This window comes from Streptomyces sp. NPDC003023, from assembly GCF_042888225.1.
GTDB lineage: Bacteria > Actinomycetota > Actinomycetes > Streptomycetales > Streptomycetaceae > Streptomyces.
Genome location: NZ_JBIAPL010000012.1, coordinates 106,976 through 126,113, shown reverse-complemented (window position 1 = coordinate 126,113; position 19,138 = coordinate 106,976). Strand labels below are relative to the sequence as shown.

17 protein-coding genes are annotated in these 19,138 nt (G+C 71.7%); 9 read left to right on the top strand and 8 right to left on the bottom strand.

Features of this window, described 5'->3' with window-relative positions:
* Positions 1 to 60: 60 nt before the first annotated feature.
* Both ACFYV1_RS30120 and ACFYV1_RS30115 read left to right on the top strand, forming a co-directional pair.
* Positions 61 to 555 carry a rhodanese-like domain-containing protein gene (locus ACFYV1_RS30120; protein WP_389398834.1) on the top strand — a complete coding sequence of 165 codons (495 nt, stop codon included), beginning with the start codon at positions 61 to 63 and terminating at the stop codon, positions 553 to 555.
* Positions 556 to 728: 173 nt separating this feature from the next.
* Positions 729 to 1,640 carry a MerR family transcriptional regulator gene (locus ACFYV1_RS30115; RefSeq protein WP_389398771.1) on the top strand — a complete coding sequence of 304 codons (912 nt, stop codon included), beginning with the start codon at positions 729 to 731 and terminating at the stop codon, positions 1,638 to 1,640.
* A gap of 182 nt (positions 1,641 to 1,822) precedes the next feature.
* On the opposite strand, the gene ACFYV1_RS30110 is transcribed toward ACFYV1_RS30115, so the two are convergent.
* A complete protein-coding gene (locus ACFYV1_RS30110; RefSeq protein ID WP_389398770.1) occupies positions 1,823 to 3,508 on the bottom strand; it encodes a DUF885 domain-containing protein in 1,686 nt (561 codons plus the stop codon).
* A gap of 79 nt (positions 3,509 to 3,587) precedes the next feature.
* A complete protein-coding gene (locus ACFYV1_RS30105; protein ID WP_389398769.1) occupies positions 3,588 to 4,076 on the bottom strand; it encodes an Lrp/AsnC family transcriptional regulator in 489 nt (162 codons plus the stop codon).
* Between the two features lie 59 nt (positions 4,077 to 4,135).
* Between ACFYV1_RS30105 and ACFYV1_RS30100 the strand changes: the two genes are divergently transcribed.
* The gene (locus ACFYV1_RS30100) at positions 4,136 to 5,362 is read left to right on the top strand and encodes a trans-sulfuration enzyme family protein (protein WP_389398768.1); all 1,227 of its coding nucleotides are present in this window, start codon (positions 4,136 to 4,138) and stop codon (positions 5,360 to 5,362) included.
* On the opposite strand, the gene ACFYV1_RS30095 is transcribed toward ACFYV1_RS30100, so the two are convergent.
* From ACFYV1_RS30095 to ACFYV1_RS30085, 3 genes are all read right to left on the bottom strand, one after another.
* Positions 5,271 to 6,704 (bottom strand): GNAT family N-acetyltransferase, encoded by a 1,434-nt coding sequence (locus tag ACFYV1_RS30095; protein WP_389398767.1) that lies wholly within the window; start codon positions 6,702 to 6,704, stop codon positions 5,271 to 5,273. The genes ACFYV1_RS30100 and ACFYV1_RS30095 overlap by 92 nt on opposite strands.
* Before the next feature lie 192 nt (positions 6,705 to 6,896).
* A complete protein-coding gene (locus ACFYV1_RS30090) occupies positions 6,897 to 8,483 on the bottom strand; it encodes an alkaline phosphatase D family protein (protein WP_389398766.1) in 1,587 nt (528 codons plus the stop codon).
* Positions 8,484 to 8,694: 211 nt separating this feature from the next.
* Positions 8,695 to 9,525, bottom strand: coding sequence for an alpha/beta fold hydrolase (locus ACFYV1_RS30085; RefSeq protein ID WP_389398765.1), 831 nt, complete (start codon positions 9,523 to 9,525; stop codon positions 8,695 to 8,697).
* 173 nt (positions 9,526 to 9,698) lie between these two features.
* On the opposite strand from ACFYV1_RS30085, the gene ACFYV1_RS30080 reads away from it, so the two are divergent.
* The gene (locus tag ACFYV1_RS30080; RefSeq protein WP_389398764.1) at positions 9,699 to 10,589 is read left to right on the top strand and encodes an RNA polymerase sigma-70 factor; all 891 of its coding nucleotides are present in this window, start codon (positions 9,699 to 9,701) and stop codon (positions 10,587 to 10,589) included.
* Positions 10,590 to 10,841: 252 nt separating this feature from the next.
* A complete protein-coding gene (locus ACFYV1_RS30075) occupies positions 10,842 to 11,600 on the top strand; it encodes a GntR family transcriptional regulator (protein WP_389398763.1) in 759 nt (252 codons plus the stop codon).
* Between the two features lie 115 nt (positions 11,601 to 11,715).
* On the opposite strand, the gene ACFYV1_RS30070 is transcribed toward ACFYV1_RS30075, so the two are convergent.
* Entirely contained in the window at positions 11,716 to 12,873 is a 1,158-nt protein-coding gene (locus ACFYV1_RS30070; protein ID WP_389398762.1) for an ROK family transcriptional regulator, read from the bottom strand.
* A 139-nt stretch (positions 12,874 to 13,012) separates the two neighbouring features.
* Between ACFYV1_RS30070 and ACFYV1_RS30065 the strand changes: the two genes are divergently transcribed.
* From ACFYV1_RS30065 to ACFYV1_RS30055, 3 genes are all read left to right on the top strand, one after another.
* Positions 13,013 to 13,462: a hypothetical protein gene (locus tag ACFYV1_RS30065; RefSeq protein ID WP_389398761.1), complete on the top strand. Its 450-nt coding sequence runs from the start codon at positions 13,013 to 13,015 to the stop codon at positions 13,460 to 13,462.
* Positions 13,463 to 13,534: 72 nt separating this feature from the next.
* Positions 13,535 to 14,446 carry an RNA polymerase sigma-70 factor gene (locus ACFYV1_RS30060; protein ID WP_389398760.1) on the top strand — a complete coding sequence of 304 codons (912 nt, stop codon included), beginning with the start codon at positions 13,535 to 13,537 and terminating at the stop codon, positions 14,444 to 14,446.
* Positions 14,447 to 14,473: 27 nt separating this feature from the next.
* Entirely contained in the window at positions 14,474 to 15,262 is a 789-nt protein-coding gene (locus tag ACFYV1_RS30055) for an SDR family oxidoreductase (RefSeq protein WP_389398759.1), read from the top strand.
* Between the two features lie 481 nt (positions 15,263 to 15,743).
* Here the strand turns inward: ACFYV1_RS30055 and purB are convergent, their stop codons facing one another.
* The gene (purB, locus tag ACFYV1_RS30050; RefSeq protein ID WP_389398758.1) at positions 15,744 to 17,186 is read right to left on the bottom strand and encodes an adenylosuccinate lyase; all 1,443 of its coding nucleotides are present in this window, start codon (positions 17,184 to 17,186) and stop codon (positions 15,744 to 15,746) included.
* A gap of 70 nt (positions 17,187 to 17,256) precedes the next feature.
* Positions 17,257 to 18,051, bottom strand: coding sequence for an SGNH/GDSL hydrolase family protein (locus ACFYV1_RS30045; RefSeq protein ID WP_389398757.1), 795 nt, complete (start codon positions 18,049 to 18,051; stop codon positions 17,257 to 17,259).
* A gap of 60 nt (positions 18,052 to 18,111) precedes the next feature.
* Here ACFYV1_RS30045 and ACFYV1_RS30040 point away from each other — a divergent pair, with 60 nt between their 5' ends.
* Entirely contained in the window at positions 18,112 to 19,119 is a 1,008-nt protein-coding gene (locus ACFYV1_RS30040) for a maleylpyruvate isomerase family mycothiol-dependent enzyme (protein WP_389398756.1), read from the top strand.
* The last annotated feature ends 19 nt before the right edge of the window (positions 19,120 to 19,138 follow it).

Genomic DNA, 19,138 nt, shown 5'->3' with positions numbered 1-19,138 from the left:
ATTGCCGGGGAATCTCCGTTCCCGGCTGCGGTCACCGACCGTAGATTTCTGGACATGACCATGACGCAGAGCAACACCTCCGCGGCACCGGCCGCCAACGCCGTCCTGCGGGTGCCGCCCGCCTCACCCACCGCCGCGGCCGCGTACTTCGGCGCGAGCCTCGCCTTTCACGCCGACGTGTCCGACGTGTGGGCAGCGCTCTCGGCCGACGGCGAGCCGGGATTCGTCGTCCTCGACTCCCGCTCCACCGAGTCCTGGGACCAGGGCCGCATTCCTGGTGCCGTGCACCTGCCCACCGCGCTGATCGCCGAGCAGGCCGAGCAGCTTCTCGACAAGTCCGTACCGGTCGTCACCTACTGCTGGGGCCCCGGCTGCAACGGCGCCACCCGCGCGGCGCTGACCCTCGCCCAACTGGGCTTCACGGTCAAGGAGATGCTCGGCGGCTTCGAGTACTGGGTCAGGGAGGGCTTCGAGTACGAGACCTGGCAGGGCCGCACCGTCCGGGCGGCCGACCCGCTCACCGCCCCCGTCGACGCCGCCGACTGCGGCTGCTGATGTGCGACAGCCCCTGAGTTCCGGTGGCCCCTGCCGGGGTCCGGAGCCCCTGGCCCGGGGCCTCTCTCTCGGCCGGCGGTGGTGAGGGAACTCAGCAGAACTCCGGAGAACTTACGCAACGTCGTACTGAGGCGCTTGAGTCTGCAGCGGCTGGAGGGTCCAGGATCTCACCCATGGACGACGAACGCCCCGACGTACTCACCATCGGACAGCTCGCGCACCGCACCGGACTTCCCGTGCGGACCCTGCGCTTCTGGTCGGACGAGGGAGCGGTGCCGCCCGTGGCCCGCTCCGCGAGCGGATACCGGCTGTACGACGCCGAGTCCGTGGCCCGCGTCGAGCTGGTCCGCACCCTGCGGGAGCTGGGCCTCGGGCTCGACGACGTGTGCCAGGTGCTGAGCGGTCGGACCACGGTCGCCGAGGTCGCCAACGCGCACGTGGCCGCGCTCGACGCGCAGATCCGCTCGCTCAAGGTGAGCCGGGCCGTCCTGTCCACCGTGGCGACACGTGGCTCCACCGCTGAGGAGACAGCACTGATGAACCGGTTGGCGCGGCTTTCCGCCGCCGAACGCAAGCAGATCATCGACGAGTTCAAGGAGGAGGTGTTCGGCGGTCTCGACGTCGGGCCGCGCCTGCACGACCGCATACACGCCTTCAGCATCGAACTGCCCGACGATCCCACACCCGAGCAGGTCGACGCCTGGATCGAACTGGCCGAACTGGTGCGGGACCCCGGCTTTCGCGCCCGGTTGCGCACATGGATGGAGCTCAACACTCCCGTACCGGGGCAGGGTCGTCCCTCCGGGGCGTCCATCTGGTGGGCCAGGCAAGTCGTGCAGACCGTCGCGGAGGTCAGAATACGCGGGGTCGCTCCCGAGGGACCGGAGGCGGTCGAGGTGCTGTCCGAGCTGTTCGGCGACACCGATCGGACCGCCGTGCTGCGCAGCCTGGAGGCCGGGATCGAGGCAGGGGCGGAGCGCTACCGCAGGCTTGTCGCCCGCGTGCGCGGGCAGGATTCGGCGCCCGACGCGACCGAGGAGCTGGAGTGGCTGGCGCGGGCCCTGCGCGCCGCGGATCAGGCCTGACCGGCCGGCAGGCGGCACCCGTGGAGCGACGGCGGCGTCGAGGCAGCGGGTGTTCCACAGGACGACGGCGTTGACGGGCCCGCCGTTCTGTGCCGTCCCGGATCGCGGCGGGCCCCCGTCTCGGCAGGGTCAGGAGTGAGGTGCGGGGCCGCCGCGGCCCCGCACCCCCAACCCCGGTCACGTCAGAGCCGAGACAGCTCCTCCACCAGGTCGTCCAGCCCCAGCGACCCCTGCGACAGCGCCGCCATGTGCCACGCCTTCGCGTCGAACGCGTCCCCGTGGGCTCGCCGCGCGTTCTCGCGGCCCAGGAGCCACGCACGCTCGCCCAGCTTGTATCCGATGGCCTGGGCGGGCATCGACAGGTAGCGGGTCAGCTCGCTCTCGACGAAGTCGGCCGGCCGGCCGCTGTGCATGCCGAAGAACTCCTGCGCCAGCTCCGGTGTCCACCGCTCGCCCGGGTGGAACGGCGAGTCCGACGGGATCTCCAGCTCCAGGTGCATGCCGATGTCGACGATCACCCGGCAGGCCCGCATCATCTGCGCGTCCAGGTAGCCGAGGCGCCGCTCCGCGTCGTGGAGGAAACCGAGTTCGTCCATCAGGCGCTCCGCGTACAGCGCCCAGCCCTCCGCGTTCGCGCTGACCTGGCCGACCGACGCCTGGTAGCGCGAGAGCTGGTCGGCCACGTGCGCCCACTGGGCCAGCTGCAGGTGGTGGCCGGGGACGCCCTCGTGGTACCAGGTGGACACCAGGTCGTACACGGGGAAGCGGGTCTCTCCCATGGTCGGCAGCCAGGTCCGGCCCGGCCGGGAGAAGTCCTCCGACGGGGCGGTGTAGTACGGCGCGGCCGCGCCTCCGGGCGGGGCGATACGGGACTCCACCCGCCGTACGCGCTCGGCGAGTTCGAAATGCGTGCCGTCGAGGGCCTCGATCGCCTCGTCCATCAGGTTCTGCAGCCAGACCCGTACCTCCTCCTCGCCCTCGATGTGCTCGCCGTGCTCGTCGAGGTGGGCCAGCGCCTCCCAGGGGCCGGCACCCGGAAGGATCTTCTCCGCTTCCTTCTTCATCTCCGTGAGCAGCCGGTGGTACTCGGACCAGCCGTACGCGTACGCCTCGTCGAGGTCGAGGTCGGTGCCGTTGAAGTAGCGGGACCAGCGCGCGTAGCGCTCCCTGCCCACCGTGTCCGGGGCGTCCGCCACCGCGGGCGCGTACACGTCGCGCATCCAGTCACGCAGCTCCGTCACGGACCGGGTCGCCTCACGGGCCGCGACGTCCAGCTCCACCCGCAGCGAGGCGGGACCGTCCGCCGCGAACTCCTGGAACCAGCCGAGCCCGGCGCCGCCGCTCCACTCCGTCAACTGCTCGATGAACGTGGCAGTGGGGCGCGGGCCGCCGTACAGCTTCTTCTCGAGCCCGAGCGCGAGCGATTCGCGGTAGCCCCGCAGCGCCCGCGGGACGGCGCGCAGCCGCTCGGCGATCGCCGACCAGTCCTCCTCGGTCTCCGCCGGGGTGACGGTGAAGATCTCGCGCACCGAATGGGCGGGGGAGTGGATGTTGCTGACCGCGCGCAGGCTCTCGTCGGCGTCGTGGACGGCGAGTTCCGCCGTGAGACGCTCCCGCAGCAACCGTCCGCAGCGCCGCTCGGCATCGGTGTCGGCACCCGGCAGCTTCTCCGCGTCGTCGAGCCTGGCCAAGGTCTCACGGGCGAGTCGGGCGAGTGCGGCCTGGCCGGCGGGCGAGTAGTCGGGCAGGAGCGCCGAACTCTCCCTGATACCCAGGTAGGTCCCGAGGGCCGGGTCGAGTTCGATGAGTGCGTCGACGTAGGAGTCGGCGACCTGACGGGGCAGCGGGCTGCTGGAAGTCTCTGGCATGCGCCCATCCTCGTACGAACCAGGGCCCCACGTCACCACCATCCGGCCCCGGTCGCCTGTCGGCCGGTACCGTCCGCGTTCACCGGTCGGCAGATGCCGCCGGCGGCAGCAGCGGGCCGCATTCCCACTGCTGGAAGATCAACCGCGTTTCCACCCGCGCCACTTCGCGCTGCGAGGTGAACTCGTCGAGCACCAGCCGCTGAAGGTCCGCCATGTCCGTGACCGCGACATGGACGAGGTAGTCGTCGGGGCCCGTGAGATGGAACAGAGCCAGCGACTCCGGGAGGGTCCGGATGCGTTCGACGAACGGGCCGATCAGTTCCCGCCGGTGCGGCCGAACCTGGACCGACAGCAGTGCCTGCAGCCCCCGGCCCAGCCGTGCCGGGTCGAGGGACAGCCGGTGGCCGAGGATGACCCCGGAGCGGCGCAGCCTCGTGACCCGGTCCAGACATGTCGACGGAGCCACGCCGATCTCCGCCGCCAGGTCCCGGTAGGTGGTCCGGGCGTCGTTCTGCAGCAGGCGGAGAATCTGCAGATCGATCGGGTCCAGTGCGACGGAATCGGCCATCTGCCGAACGTAGCACGGAGAAGTATCGCTACCTCCCCGTAACTGTTCACAGTGCGGCCATGGAGAACGCAGCTTCGCCCGCGCCCGTGACCCGGGCCCTGGCCACCGACGCCGTGCACGCCGGACGCGAGGATCTCGTAGAGCTCGGTGTGCACGCCCCGCCGCTCGACCTTTCGACCACCTACCCGTCGCACGACGCGGCCGGTGAGGCCGCACGCATCGACGCGTTCGCCACCACCGGAGCCCAGCCGGACGGGCCGCCCGTCTACGCGCGGCTGGACAACCCCACCACCGCCCGCTTCGAGACGGCGCTCGCCAAGCTCGAGGGCACCGAGAGCGCCGTCGCCTTCGCCAGCGGCATGGCGGCCCTGACCGCCGTATTGCTGGTACGGGCGAGCATGGGTCTGCGCCACGTCGTGGCCGTCCGGCCGTTGTACGGCTGCAGCGACCATCTGCTGAACGCCGGGCTGCTCGGCACGGAGGTCACCTGGACCGACCCCGCCGGGATCGGAGAGGCGCTGCGGCCCGACACCGGCCTGGTGATGGTGGAGACGCCGGCCAATCCGACGCTTGCCGAGGTCGACCTGAGGGCCGTGCGCCACGCCTGCGGCTCGGTGCCGCTGCTGGTCGACAACACTTTCGCCACCCCGGTGCTCCAGCGGCCCGCCGAGGAGGGCGCCCGCCTCGTCCTGCACAGCGCGACCAAGTACCTCGGCGGCCACGGCGACGTCATGGGCGGCATAGTAGCCTGCGACGAGGAGTTCGCCCGGAAGCTGCGCCAGGTGCGCTTCGCGACCGGCGGCGTCCTCCACCCGATGGCCGGATACCTGCTGCTGCGCGGGCTGTCCACGCTGCCGGTACGGGTGCGGGCCGCGTCCGTCACCGCCGCCGACCTCGCCCGCAGGCTCACCACCGACCCGCGCGTCGCCCGGGTCCACTACCCGAGCATCGGCGGGGCGATGGTCTCCTTCGAGGTGTACGGCAACCCGCACGACGTGATCGCCGGTGTACGGCTGATCACGCCGGCGGTCAGCCTCGGCAGCGTCGACACCCTGATCCAGCACCCGGCCTCCATCAGCCATCGCATCGTCGACGCCGACGACCGCCGCTCGGCCGGGGTCAGCGACCGGCTGCTGAGGATGTCCGTCGGGCTCGAGGACGTCGAGGATCTGTGGCGCGATCTGACCGAGGCACTCAGTGCTCGGTCCGACCGGACCGCCCGGTCCGCTCCGCACGCTCGTGACGGGCAGGCGGAGGGACGGGAGCCGCGTCCAGTCGGGCTGTGACCACCAGGGTCCCCTCCTCGATCTGGTAGTCCAGCGGCAGGCCGAGGCCCCGCATGGCGGCCACCATGGCGGTGTTCGACGCCTGGGTGACGGCATAGACGCTGTCGCAGCCGGCCTCGGCCGCCATGCCCGCCAGCCGCTCCAGCATCATCGAGCCGATGCCGCGGCGCTGCCAGGCGTCCTCGACCAGCAGCGCCACCTCGGTCTCCTCGCCGTCCCACAGGAGATGGCCGAGGGCGACCAGCCGTCCGGAGGCCGTCTCCACCGCCAGGGTGCGGCCGAAGCGCGGGCTCAGCAGATGGTTGAGATAGCGGTCCGCGTCCTGGACCGGGCCGTGGTAGCGCAGTGAGAGCGTCCGGTCGGAGCACCGTGCGTGCATGGCGAGCGCCGCGTCGACGTCCTCCTGGTCGGCGCGGCGCACGGTGAGCTCGTTCCCCTCGGGCAGGGTGAGGACGTCCTGGCTGCGCGGGACACGGGGGCCGAGGCGGGCGTCCAGTTCGACGAGGGCCCGGGCGCGGGCGAACTCGGTCGGCGTGAACGGCAGATACGCGCGCTCGACGGTGATCGCGCCGCCGTTGGGGTCGCGCAGCCGCATCACGGTCTCCTCCAGCACCCCTTCGACCGGGGGCATGTCGCCGGTGGGACGTCCCGTCGGTGACACGGCGGGACGGGAGCGGATGGTGCACCGGCCGAGCAGTTGCCGCAGCGCCAGCGGCAGTTCGGCCGCGTCCAGGGCGGTACGGGTGGCGAGTCCCAGAACCCGGGTCGGGGTGTCGACGAGGTCGTGGGCGTCGGCCCGCTCGGTCCAGGTGCCGCTGCCGCCGGCCGCGGCGACCTCATGGGCCAGCTGCTGGGCCTGCAGCGAGGCGGGCGCGCGAAGCAGGAACTCGTCGACCGTGCCCGCGGCCAGCGGGTGCGTCTGCAGGGTGAGAATGTCGACGTCGAGCCCGGCCAGGGTGTTGCAGAGGGCCGCGAGGCTGCCGGGGGTGTCCTCGACGGTGGTGCGCATGCGCCACAGGACGGTCTCGCGGGGCTCGTCGTGTTCGGTGCCGCGGGTGTCGCCCGCGGGCTCGGCCGGGTTCCTCGGCCCCTTCGGCTTCTTCGGCTTCTTCGGCGGAGGGGAATGACTGTGGCGCCGTGCCCACCATGTGTGGAAGGCCGCCGTCGCGGCCAGCGTCACCGCGGAGGCCACGAGCAGGAACGGCCCGTCGGGCGTGTGCCCGATCAGCTTGGCGATGGTGTCGGCGACCGCGACGGCGGTGAACATGGCGGCCAGTTCGACGAGATCCCGCCGCCAGTGGTGCGGGCGGCGGGAGCTCTTCGCGGAAGTCACATCTGTCATGGCTTCACTGTGACCGACCGGTGTTGCGTGATCACGAACGCTTTGTGACTGATGGGTTAAGCGCCGATCTGGAACGCTATCGGATGGTTCTGACCGTTTCTGGCGCGGAGTGTTCGCATCCATGGCGCAAGGCTGACAGACGGCCCCGCCGGGCGACGGTCCCGGCGCCGGTTGTGGCCAAGACCGTTTCCCTCACTGGCCCACGCGACCCGGCTGAAGCGTCCTGCTGAACAGAACCGTTCCACCTTCCGCGCGAAGCCGGACCGTCAACTCGCCGCTGCCGCCGTCGATGTCGACCTCCCCGAAGTACTGAGAGGACTCCATCGGTGACACGTTCGCCCGCTGCGGCGCCTTCACGAAGACCCGGTCGGGCCCGAAAGTGCCGTCCAGCGCGTTCGCCGGGAAGCCGCCGGCCGCCAGCGGGCCCGACACGAACTCCCAGAACGGCGCGAAGTCCTTGAACGCCGCGCGCTCGGGCGCGTAGTGCTGGGCCGAGGTGTAGTGCACATCGGCGGTGAGCCACACGGTGCCGGTGATCCCGCGGTGCTTGATGTGCCGCAGCAGATCGGCGATCTGCAGCTCACGCCCGAGCGGCGCCCCGGGGTCGCCCTGCGCCACGGCCTCGAAGTTCGCCGAACCGTCCGGCACCACCAGCCCGATCGGCATGTCGGAGGCGATCACCTTCCACACCGCCCGCGACCGGATCAGCTCACGCTTGAGCCACGCGAGCTGCTCGGCACCGAGGATGCCCTGGTCGTCGTCCGCCTGCCGGTTCGGGGAGTTCGCGTTGCGGTACGACCGCATGTCGAGGACGAACACGTCCAGCAGCGGACCGTGGTGCACCACCCGGTGGACGCGGCCCTCGCCGCCGGGGCGCGCGGAGAGCGTGCCGACGGGGAAGTACTCGGAGAACGCCCGCATCGAGCGCCGCGCGAGGACGTCCACGTCCTTCTCGGAGTACCGGGCGTCGTCGAGGATCTGACCGGGATACCAGTTGTTGCGCACCTCGTGGTCGTCCCACTGCACGATCGTCGGCACCTGCGCGTTGAACCGGCGGACGTTGTCGTCGAGCAGGTTGTAGCGGAAGTTGCCCCGGTACTCGTCGAGGGTCTCCGCGACCTTCGACTTCTCCTCCGTCATGAGGTTCCGCCACACCCGCCCGTCCGGCAGCGTCACGCTCGGCACCAGTGGGCCGTCCGCGTACACGGTGTCGCCGCTGCACAGGAAGAAGTCCGGGTCCAGGGCGCGCATCTCCTCGTACGCCCGGTAGCCGCCGATGTCCGTATTGATGCCCCAGCCCTGTCCCGCGATGTCGCCCGACCACAGGAAGCGCACCCCCCGGCGGCGGTTCGCGGGTGCGGTGCGGAACGTTCCGTACACCGGCTCGCCGGTACGCCTGTCGTCGTCGGGGTCCGCGAGCGTGACCCGGTAGTGGACCTGTTCACCGGGGGGCAGCCCCCGAAGCGCCGTCGTCCCGGTGAAGTCGGTGCCCGGCCCGAGCAGCGGTCCATCGAGGCGGCGGGCGCCACGGAACGAGCCGGTCGCGGACGTCTCCACGATCATCCGGGCGGGCCGGTCGGAACGCACCCACACCAGCCCGGACGAGGAGGTGACATCGCCTGTCTGCACGCCCCACGCGGCGCGCGGCCGCCCGGACAGGGCGAACGCGGGTGCCGCCGCGACGCCGGCGGCGGGCAGCGCGAGCGCGGCGGAGGCGGCGACCGTGCCGCGCAGGAGGGAACGGCGGGCAGGGGAGGAACTCGGTGCGGTCCGTGACATTTCTGCGCCTCCAGGCGGTTCTGGCCGGTGTGCCGAGCCATGCCTAGCGGCAGGCCGAGACCGCCGGGCGAACCCCGGGTGAACCGGAGGCGGCGGCGACGGCGGCTGTGCCCGCACAAGCCTCGTCGTCGCCGCGCCCACGGCATGCGTCACCACGCGTCCACCCGCGGTACGGACCGGGTGCGGTGGGAGGCGGGGCCACCGGTCGCGGTCAGCGGCTGCCGTCGAGCAGGACGCGGGCGACGAGGGCGGGGTCGTCGCTCATCGGGACGTGGCCGCAGCCCGGAAGGCGGACGAGGCGGGCCAGCGGTATGACGTGCTTGGCGCGCACACCCTGGCGGCGCGGCAGCAGCCAGTCCCGGGAGCCCCAGGCGATCGTGACGGGGACGTCGCGCACGTCGTCCGTGAACAGGGTGCTTCCCCCGGCCGCGAGCGTCTCGTGGAAGCCGGTGGCGCCGCGCAGGGCGAGGGTCTCGGCCGCGGCGGCCTCCGGTGAACGGCGGCCCGGCCGTGCGTAGATGGTGCTCAACAGCGCCGTACGCCCAGCCGTCGAGCGGGACAGCCGCTCGATCAGGGGCAGCGGCATGGACCGGGCCCCCACCCGCATCGTGCGCAGGGTGGTGAAGGCGTAGCGCCGCTCGGCCTCCGACCAGAAGCCGGCCGGGGAGAGGGCCGTCACCGAGCGGACCCGCTTCTCCCGTCCCAACTCCAGGGCGAGCAGCCCTCCGAGGGAGTTGCCGGCGACGTGGGGGCGGTCGATGCCGAGTGCCTCGCAGAAGGAGTCGAGCGCGGTGCACACGGTTCGCAGGTCGTAGGGGACACCGTCCGGCAGTGCGGGGGAGACGCCGAATCCCGGCAGGTCGACGGCGACGACGTCGCGGTTGGCGGCGAGGATGTCCATCACGGGCTCCCAGGCCTGCCAGTGATGGCCGATGCCGTGGAGCAGCAGCAGCGGATCGCCGGAGCCCCTGCGCTCGTACGTGACGGACAGTGTGCGGCTGCCCCGCGGGGTCTCGACGGCGAACGAGATCTCTGCGGCCATGCTGCACGCTCCCTGGACTGCACCGAGTAGACAGACTGTCAGTAATGATTACCGCCCAGTAGCTCACAGTTCAATAGGCCGGGCCCCTTCTGTGTCGCGCCACCGCCGCGATGTGCCGCGCGCCGCACCCGAACCGGCTGGACAGCGGACGCGCCGTCGGCTGGGATTGGGGAGTGGCAACAGACACCGTGACCGACGTCTTCGAAGAACACCGTCCCGTCCTGACCGGCGTCGCCTACCGCATGCTCGGGCGGATCGCCGACGCCGAGGACGTGGTCCAGGAGGCGTGGCTGCGCTGGTCGGCAGAGGAACGCGACGGCGTGCACGAGCCGCGCGGCTACCTCGTACGGATCACGACACGGCTGGCCATCGACCGGCTGCGGCACGTCCGGTCCCGTCGTGAGTCCTATGTGGGCCCCTGGCTGCCCGAGCCCGTCGCCACCCACTTCGGCCAGACACCCGACACCGCCGAACAGGCCGTGCTCGCCGACTCAGTGTCGTTCGCCGTCATGGTCGTCCTCGAGTCGCTCTCGCCGCTGGAACGCGCTGTGTTCGTGCTCCGGGAGGCATTCGGTTTCCCGTACGCGGAGATCGCCGCCACGCTCGAGAAGTCGGAGCCGGCCGTGCGTCAACTTGCCGGGCGGGCGCGCAGGCACGTGGAGGAACGCAGGCACCGCTACGACGTGGACCCGGCGGAGTGCCGCGCCCTGACCGAACGGTTCATGTCCGCTGCCGCGGGCGGCGACTTCGAGGGGCTGCTCTCCCTGCTCGCCCCGGACGTCCGGCTGGTCGGGGACAGCGGCGGCAAGTCCAAGGCGCCCCTGCGCGTCATCGAGAGCGCGGACAAGGTCGGCCGCTTCTTCTTCGCGGTCGCGCGGCAGTCGATTCCGGACGCGGACTTCCGCTTCGTCGAGATCAACGGAGCCCCCGCGCTGCTGGTGCTCTCGGCGGGCAGGCCGGACAGCGTCGTGCAGATCGAGGTGCTGGACGGGCGCATCCAATGCGTCTACATCGTCAGGAACCCCGACAAGCTCGCCGCGCTCGCTCCGCTCGGCGCCGACTGAGTCCTTACGCGCCGCACGTCAGGACCCCGCAGCCGTTTTCGGCCGCGGGGTCTTGTGCTGTGCGAACGGGGTTGAGTACGAAGGTCGCGCGTACGCGCTGCGCATCCGTGCCGCTCCACAGCGTGACTGCCGCGGGATTGGTCTTGACCAAGGGGGAGGCCCGTCTTATCGTCACAGGGGATAGTGCAGGAACCTTTAATAAACAAGGGCGCGGAACAGCCGCCGCTGACACGGCGATTGCGGAGGATCAGGGTGGGGACCACGCAGTTGGAATCAGTGCCGGAGCCCAAGTACTGGCACCTCAAGACCGTGCTTGCCGAGGCGCTCGACACCGACTTCACCGTCGGCGAGATCCTGCCGAACGAACGCGACCTCGCCGCCCGGTTCGGCGTCGCCCGCGCCACCCTCAGGCAGGCGCTCGAACAGCTCGAACTCGAAGGCCGTCTCCAGCGCCGCCGAGGCGTCGGCACGACGGTCGCGCCGCCGCGTGTGGGTGTCGACGTGGCCTCCTCACGCCAGGACTGGCCCGGCACGGGGCACGACGCCTGGCAGGCGGCAGAGTGCACGGTGGCCGTACCGACGGCACCGGTGGCCGCGCTTCTGGACACCGAGAGCGACGAAACGGTGCACACGGTGCGCCGGCTGCGGATGAGCCACGGCCAGCCCGTCGCCGCCGAACTGCTCCATGTGCCGTCCGTCTCCGTGCCCGACCTCCCCGCCATCGAGGCACCGTCCGGTCCCGCGCTCGCTCGCAGCGTCCTGCGCGAGCTGCAGCGTCTCGACCTCGAGGGTCAGGACCGGACCGTCGAGCTGGGCTCCGCGGGCGCAGTCGACGCGAAGGAACTGGACCGCCTGCCCGGCGCTCCCGTCCTCGTCGTCACCACCCGGTACTTCTCCGGGGGCCGCACCGCGGCCGTCTCCGTCGCGACGTACCGCGCCGACACCTGCCGCCTCACCTTCGGTGGCGACGTCGAGATAAGCCACCACGGCCAGGAGCGCCACGCGTCCTGAAGCGTCCCGGCGCAACCGCCTGACGCAACCGCCCGCCGCGACCCTGTGAACCGAAGGACGCGACCGAAGGACGCGACCGACGGAACGAAGCGACCGGCCCGGCCCGCCGTATCACTCAACGGCGGGCCGTCACCGTTCCCTCGACGGCGAAGAGCTGCTCCTCCACGTGATCCAGGGCCAGCCGCAGCGCACCCGTCGCCACGGCCGCCTCACCCAGCAAGGACAGCGCCACCCGAGGCGGACGGAGGCAGTAGCGGGACAACTCGTCGCGCAGCGGGGGCAGTACGCCGTCCAGCCCGGCCGCCCAGCCGCCGATCACCACCAGCTCCGGATCGAGTGCCAGCACCAGCGCCGCCACATCGTGCACCAGGCGCTTGTTGAAACGGTCGACCGCCGCGAGCGCCCCTTCGTCACCGCTCTTGGCGAGGGCGAAGACATCGGCCACCGCCTGCTCGTCCAGTGGATGCAGCGGTTCGCCGGTGGTCGACAGCAGCTTCTCCGGCGTCTCGTCACGGCCCAGCAGGTGCAGCGCACCGATCTCGCCCGCCGCCCCGCCGTAACCGCGGTGCAGCCGCCCGCCGATGAGCGAACCCGCGCCCGGGCTCAGACCCGCCAGTACGAACACGATGTCGTCCGAGTCCGTCGCCGAACCCTTCCAGTGCTCGGCGACCGCGGCGGCGTTCGCGTCGTTCTCCACCAGCACCGGGCACCGGAACGACCTGCGCAGCCGCTCGCCCAGCGGCAGCCCCGTCCAGCCGGGCAGCGCCGTCGACAGCCGTACGGTCCCGTCGGCCTCCACGATCCCCGGTGAGCCGACGCCCACGGCGCGCAGACTGCTCCTGGCCACTCCCGTCCGCCGCAGCAGATCGGCGACGACCGCCCGCACCCGCTCCAGCCGGTCGTCGGCGCCCGCCGTCTCCGACACATCCCGCGATCCCGCCCCGATGATCCGCCCGTCGAGCCCGGACAGCAGCGCGGCCACCCGGTGGGCCCCGATCTCGATGCCCAGCAGGTGCCCGGCCTCCGCGCGGAACCTGAACCGCCGCGCGGGGCGCCCCTGACGGCGCGCCTCGCCCTCCTCCGGCACGCTCTCGACGACGAGGCCCGCCTCGATCAGGCCCTCGACGACACCCTCGACCGTGGGCCGCGACAGACCCGTGATCCGGGTCAGGTCAGTCAGCGTGGAGGAATCGGTGCCGCGCAGGGAATGGAGTACCACTGCGGAGTTGATCCGCCGCAGCAGCGAGGGATCCCCGCCGGTCAGCCGCCCCACGTGTGTCCTCCCGGCTCGTGCCCCTGTCTGGCCGGATCGTACTCTCTCCGGGCCGCGTCGGGTCACGGGCCCGGTGCTGCGGAGCCGCGGGACGGGTGACGGTGTGCCAACTGTCAGTGCGAACGGGTTCAATGAGGACATGACCACGGCACGGCACCTCGCTGCGATCGACCGTCTGCGCGACCGGGCGTTCCCGGCGCAGCGCGAGCGGTCGCGGCTGGGCGACAGCGGGCCCGGGTACCACCTGGCCAGGCTGCCCACGCCGGCGGACGGGGTGGCGGCGACCGATCGCGCGGCCGGCAGCGCGCGCGAGGCGCACCGCGAGGCGTACGAGGCGGAGTGCGAGGCGCTGGTGGTCGCGTTGAGCAGACGATGGGGTGAGGGCCAGTGGTTCGCCCTGTGGTCGGTGTTCATCGGGAGCGTCTGCGGGGAGGAGATCCCCCAGCCGTGGGACGAGTTGAGCCACTGCGTCGAGGACCTGCGGATCTGGCGTGCCGAGGGCCACTGGATAGCCGTCGGTGTCTCACGGTCGGAGGGCGAGGACGAATTCCGTCTGATCGCTGTCGTGACCGAGGTCGACCCGCCCTAGCTGTACTGGTCACGACCCTGCCCGTCGAGCCGCTGTCCCCGCCCAGCGGCTGATCTTCTAGCGTTCGCTCCCATGGACAAGGCGCAGCAGTTCGAAGAGCACCGCCCCCGGCTGTTCTCGTTGGCGTACCGGATGCTCGGTTCGGCTGCGGAGGCGGAGGACGCCGTGCAGGACGCATACCTGCGGTGGCACGGGACCGCGGCCGGGCAGGTGACCGCGCCGGGGCCTTGGCTGGCGAAGGTGCTCACGAATCTGTGCCTGAACCGGCTGACCTCGGCGCAGGCGCGGCGCGTGGACTACGTGGGGCCGTGGCTGCCGGAACCGGTGCGGACCGACGACGGTTCGCTGGGGCCGATGGAGACGGCGGAGCAGCGAGAGGCGGTCTCCCTGGCCGTGCTGGTGCTGATGGAGCGTCTGACACCGCCGGAGCGAGCGGCGGTGGTGCTGCGTGACGCGTTCGGCTACAGCCACCGGGACATCGCGGGTGTGATCGACTGCTCCGAGGCCAACGCCCGGCAGCTGTACAGCAGGGCGAAGCTGCGCCTGGCGGACGGTCGGCGGAAGTTCGTGCCGCCCGCGGCGGCCGGCAACGACCTGCTCGCCCGGTTTCTGGACGCGGCGGCTCAGGGCGCCATGGAGCGGCTGGAATCCCTGCTCGCCGACGACGTGGTCGCCTGGTCGGACGGCGGCGGCAAGGTGGTCGCGGCCAGGCGCCCCGTCGTGGGCCGGGAGAAGGTGCTCCGGTTCCTGTCCGGTGTGCTCGCCCGCTGGTCCGACGGCGTGCAGATGGATATCGCCGAGGCGAACGGCGGCGCGGTGCTGCTCGGCAGGGAGGGCGGCCGGGTGACCTCGGTGGGCGCGCTGGAGTTCGGCGAGGCAGGGGTCACCGGCATCCGGATCATTCGAAACCCGGACAAGCTCGCCTTTCTGACCGAACAGTTGCGGGAGCCGTCACAGAACGGCAGAGTCGCCGGTTCTTCATGAGTGACAGCGAAAGAGAAAGGCTGACTCATGAACAACGACGGGATCATGGTGACCGGCGCGACCGGTGTACTCGGCCGTGAGGTCCTGGAGCGGGCACGCCGCACCGAATCGCCGGTGCGCGCCCTCACCCGCGGTTCCGTGCCGCCGGACGACGCGGGGGTGAACTGGTTCACCGGTGACCTGGCGCGCGGCACAGGGCTGGACGAGGCGTTCGCCGGGGTCCGCACGGTCATTCACTGCGCGACCGACGTCCGGCACGTCAAGAACGACATCCCGGCCTTCCGTCATCTGCTGGAGGCCGCGAAGCGTGCCGGGGTCGAGCACGTCGTCAACATCTCCATCGTCGGCATCGACCGGATCCCGTACCCCTACTACCGGATCAAGCTCGAGGGGGAGCGGCTGCTCGCGGCCTCCGGCCTCGGCTGGACCAATCTGCGCGCCACGCAGTTCCACGGGCTGCTCGACTGGGCCTTCACCGCTGTGTCCAGGCTTCCCGTGGTCGTCGTGCCGGCCCGTACCGCCTGTCAGCCGGTCGACCCGGCCGAAGTCGCGGACCGTCTCGTGGAGCTGGCACTGGACGCACCGGCCGGCCGGGTGCCCGACATGGCGGGTCCGACGGTCCACACGGTGGACGAGCTGGCGAAAAGCTGGCTCCGGGCTACGGGCAGGCGTCGGCCGGTCCTGCCGGTGCTCCTTCCGGGGAAGGCGGGCGCGGGCTTCCGTTCCGGGGCGCTGACCGCGCCCGACCACGCGGTCGGCAGGCGCACCTGGGAGGAGTTCCTCACCGGGACCGTCGCGCCCCGGCGCCGGCGCTGAGCGACTCCTCCCACGGTCCCGGAGACATCAGGGCGGTCCGCCCAGGGGCGGGGGCCGCCGCTCTGCCCCGCTCCTGGGCCGTCGTCCGCGCCGCCCGACGCGCGTCCGACGCGCGTCCGGCCCGGGCGGGTCGGGCGGGTCGGGCAGCATCACAGCCGGGCGGTGCCGAACGTCCGTTGCCGCGGGCCGGTCCGGGCGCAGCGCTCGCCGAACGCGGTGCGGCAGGCGGTCACACCGACAACGGCCGGCCACCGGGCTCCAGCCGCTCCACCGCGGACGCCGGCAGCCGTCCGTCCTCGGGGAACCCTGGTCGCCGAGCTCGTCGGTCCGTGCCGTCGTCCGTGCCGTCGTCCGTGCCACCACGTTGGTGATGGCCGGGGCCCCGGAAGTCAGGCCCGGGTGGATGCCCGGAACAGCGCGGAAAGGCCGCCGGCGACCACGTCGTGGACGACGTGGTCGCCGGCGGCCGGAGTGGGGCGGGTCAGAGGATCGCGCCCGGGGTGTAGGCGGCGGCCGCCGGGTGCTGCTTGGCGATCTCCTCGACACGGGAGACCACCGAAGTCACCTGGTCGCCCGCGGCACCCGTGAAGGACAGCTTGTCCGCCATCAGTTCGTCGAGCTGAGCGCGGTCCAGCGGGATCCGCTCGTCGGCGGCCAGCTTGTCCAGCAGCTCGTTGCGCTCCGCGCCCTGCTCACGCATGGCCAGCGCGGAGGCGACCGCGTTCTCCTTGATGGCCTCGTGCGCGACCTCACGGCCCACACCGGCGCGGACCGCGCCCATCAGGACCTTGGTGGTGGCGAGGAACGGGAGGTAGCGGTCCAGCTCGCGGGCGACGACCGCGGGGAATGCGCCGAACTCGTCGAGCACCGTAAGGAACGTCTCCAGCAGACCGTCGAGCGCGAAGAACGCGTCCGGCAGGGCCACGCGGCGCACCACGGAGCAGGACACGTCGCCCTCGTTCCACTGGTCACCGGCGAGCTCGCCCGTCATCGAGGCGTACCCGCGCAGGATGACCATCAGGCCGTTGACGCGCTCGCAGGAGCGGGTGTTCATCTTGTGCGGCATCGCGGACGAACCGACCTGGCCCGGCTTGAAGCCCTCGGTGACCAGCTCGTGTCCGGCCATCAGACGTACGGTCTTGGCCACCGACGAGGGGGCCGCGGCGAGCTGCACCAGGGCGGAGACCACGTCGTAGTCCAGCGAACGGGGATAGACCTGACCGACCGAGGTGAACGCGTTGGCGAAGCCCAGGTGGCCCGCGATGCGCTGCTCCAGGTCCGCCAGCTTCGACGCGTCACCGCCCAGCAGGTCGAGCATGTCCTGCGCGGTGCCGACCGGGCCCTTGATGCCGCGCAGCGGGTAGCGGCCGAGGAGGTCCTCGAGGCGCCCGTAGGCGACGAGCAGCTCGTCCGCGGCGGTCGCGAACCGCTTGCCGAGGGTGGTGGCCTGCGCGGCGACGTTGTGCGAGCGGCCGGCCATGACCAGCTCCGCGTACTCGCCCGACAGCTTGCCGAGCCGCGCCAGCACCGCGACCGTACGGTCACGCATCAGCTCCAGCGACAGCCGGATCTGCAGCTGCTCCACGTTCTCCGTGAGGTCGCGGGAGGTCATGCCCTTGTGCACGTGCTCGTGGCCGGCGAGGGCGTTGAACTCCTCGATCCGTGCCTTCACGTCGTGGCGGGTCACCTTCTCCCGCTCGGCGATCGACGCGAGGTCGACCTGGTCGAGCACCCGCTCGTAGTCGGCGAGCGCCGCGTCCGGCACATCGATCCCGAGGTCCTTCTGCGCACGCAGCACGGCGAGCCAGAGCTGACGCTCCAGCCTGACCTTCTGCTCGGGGGACCAGAGCACGGCCAGCTCCGCGGAGGCGTAGCGGCCGGCAAGAACGTTGGGGATGCGAGGCTTCGCAGACACAGCAGTCACGTGAGGAGATTCTACTGTGGGTTTGCGCAGCTCAGCGCTCCGCCCGTGGTTGTAGCTTGCTACGAGGGGATCAGACGCCGGTCGGCGGGGGCTCGTAGGGCTCGTACGGCAGCAGATCCGGCCGTTTCGCGGGCCGGCCGTCCCCGGAGGACCGTCCGGTGAGCCGTCGGCCGATCCACGGTCCCAGGTGACGGCGGGCGAACTGCGCGTCGGCCACCCGCCGTGTCGCCCAGCTGGTCCGCAGGGCGGGCGGCAGCGGTGCCTGCCAGTCGTCCTCCGCGTCCAGGCCGAGCGTCTGCCAGACCGCCTCCGCCACCCTGCGGTGGCCCTCGGCCGTCAGGTGGAGCCGGTCGACGTCCCACATCCGCTGGTCGCCCAGTGCGGGGGAGCCGTACAGATCGACGACCAGCGCGCCGTGCCGGGACGCCAGCGCGTCGACGTGGGCGAAGAGCTCCTCCATACGCGGGCGGAATCGTTCCATCACCGGCCCCTGGCGACCGGGGCTGCGCATCAGCACGAGCTGCCGGCACGACGGCGCGAGCTTCTCCACCGCCTCCTCCAGGAGATCGCGCACCCGCGGCATGTCGCACTTGGGCCGCAGGGTGTCGTTCAGCCCGCCCACGAGGGTGACCAGATCGGCCCCCATCGAGGCGGCGACGTCCACCTGCTCGGAGACGATCTGGCCGATCAGCTTTCCACGCACCGCGAGGTTCGCGTACCGGAAGTCGGGACCGCGCGCCGCCAGCCGGCCTGCGAGGACGTCCGCCCAGCCGCGGTAGGAACCGTCGGGCAGCAGATCGGACATGCCCTCCGTGAACGAGTCACCGACCGCGACAAAGCTGGTGTAGTTGGCATTCATCTCCATGGCGCAGCGATGGTACCGCGCGGTAGTGTCCCTCGGTTCCGTACCCGGAGGGGAGCTTTCGTGAGTGACGCACTGCTCAACGCGCTGGCCGAAGCGCTGGCCGAAGTGGTGACCCTGATCGACACCTGCGACGACGACGTGCTCGACCCGGACACCGCGGTGAAGTGGCTGGAGTCCACCGGTTTCCTGCTGGACAGACTGCCGCCCTCCGACCGCGGCGAGCTCGCGGAACTCGTCCGCCGGGCGGCCGCCCGGACAGGCGACGGCGGCCTGCGCGACGACCTGCTCCGGGTGCCGGACGGCTTCGGACTGGACGACGACCAGCACGAACGGTACTGCGACGCCATCGAGCACCTGGTGGCGGAGTTCGTCGCGGTGGTACGGGACGCGGACTTGGCCACCCCCGTACCGACCTGCCCCGGCTGGACCGTCGCCGACCTGGTGAAGCACCACGGAACGACCCACCGGTGGGCGGAACACGTGGTGCGGACACGGGCCACGGAACGCGTCTGGGCCCGCGAGGTCGGCCTCGACCTGCCGGACGAGCCGGCGGCGTACCCGGACTGGATGGTGCGCAGCGCCGAAGCCGCGCTGCGCACCGTGCGCAAGACCGACCCGGATCTGCCGATGTGGTCCTACGGGGCGGACCAGCGGGTGGCGTTCTACCCCCGCAGGCTGCTCTTCGAAGGGGTGATCCACCTCGCGGACGCGGAGCTGGCCCTCGGGCACGCGCCCCGGATCGCGCCGGGCACGGCGGCCGACGGGATCGAGGAGTTCCTCGAGAACATGCCGTTCTACTCGTGGATCGTCGAGCCGGTCCAGGCCCTCGAGGACGGCTCGGTCGCGTTCGTCGCCGCGGACACGGGCGCCGCGTGGACGGTCACCTGCGGCGGGGCCGGCTTCTCGTGGACGAAGACGGTGACGGCCGCGCCGTCCGTCACCGTCACCGCGGACACCGCGGACCTGCTCCTGCTCCTCTACGGGCGGCGGGGCGCGGACGAGGACCGCTTCACCGTCACGGGCCGCCGCGAGTTGCTCGACGCGTGGGTGCGCGTGACCGCGTTCTGACGGGGCACGCGGGGCGCGG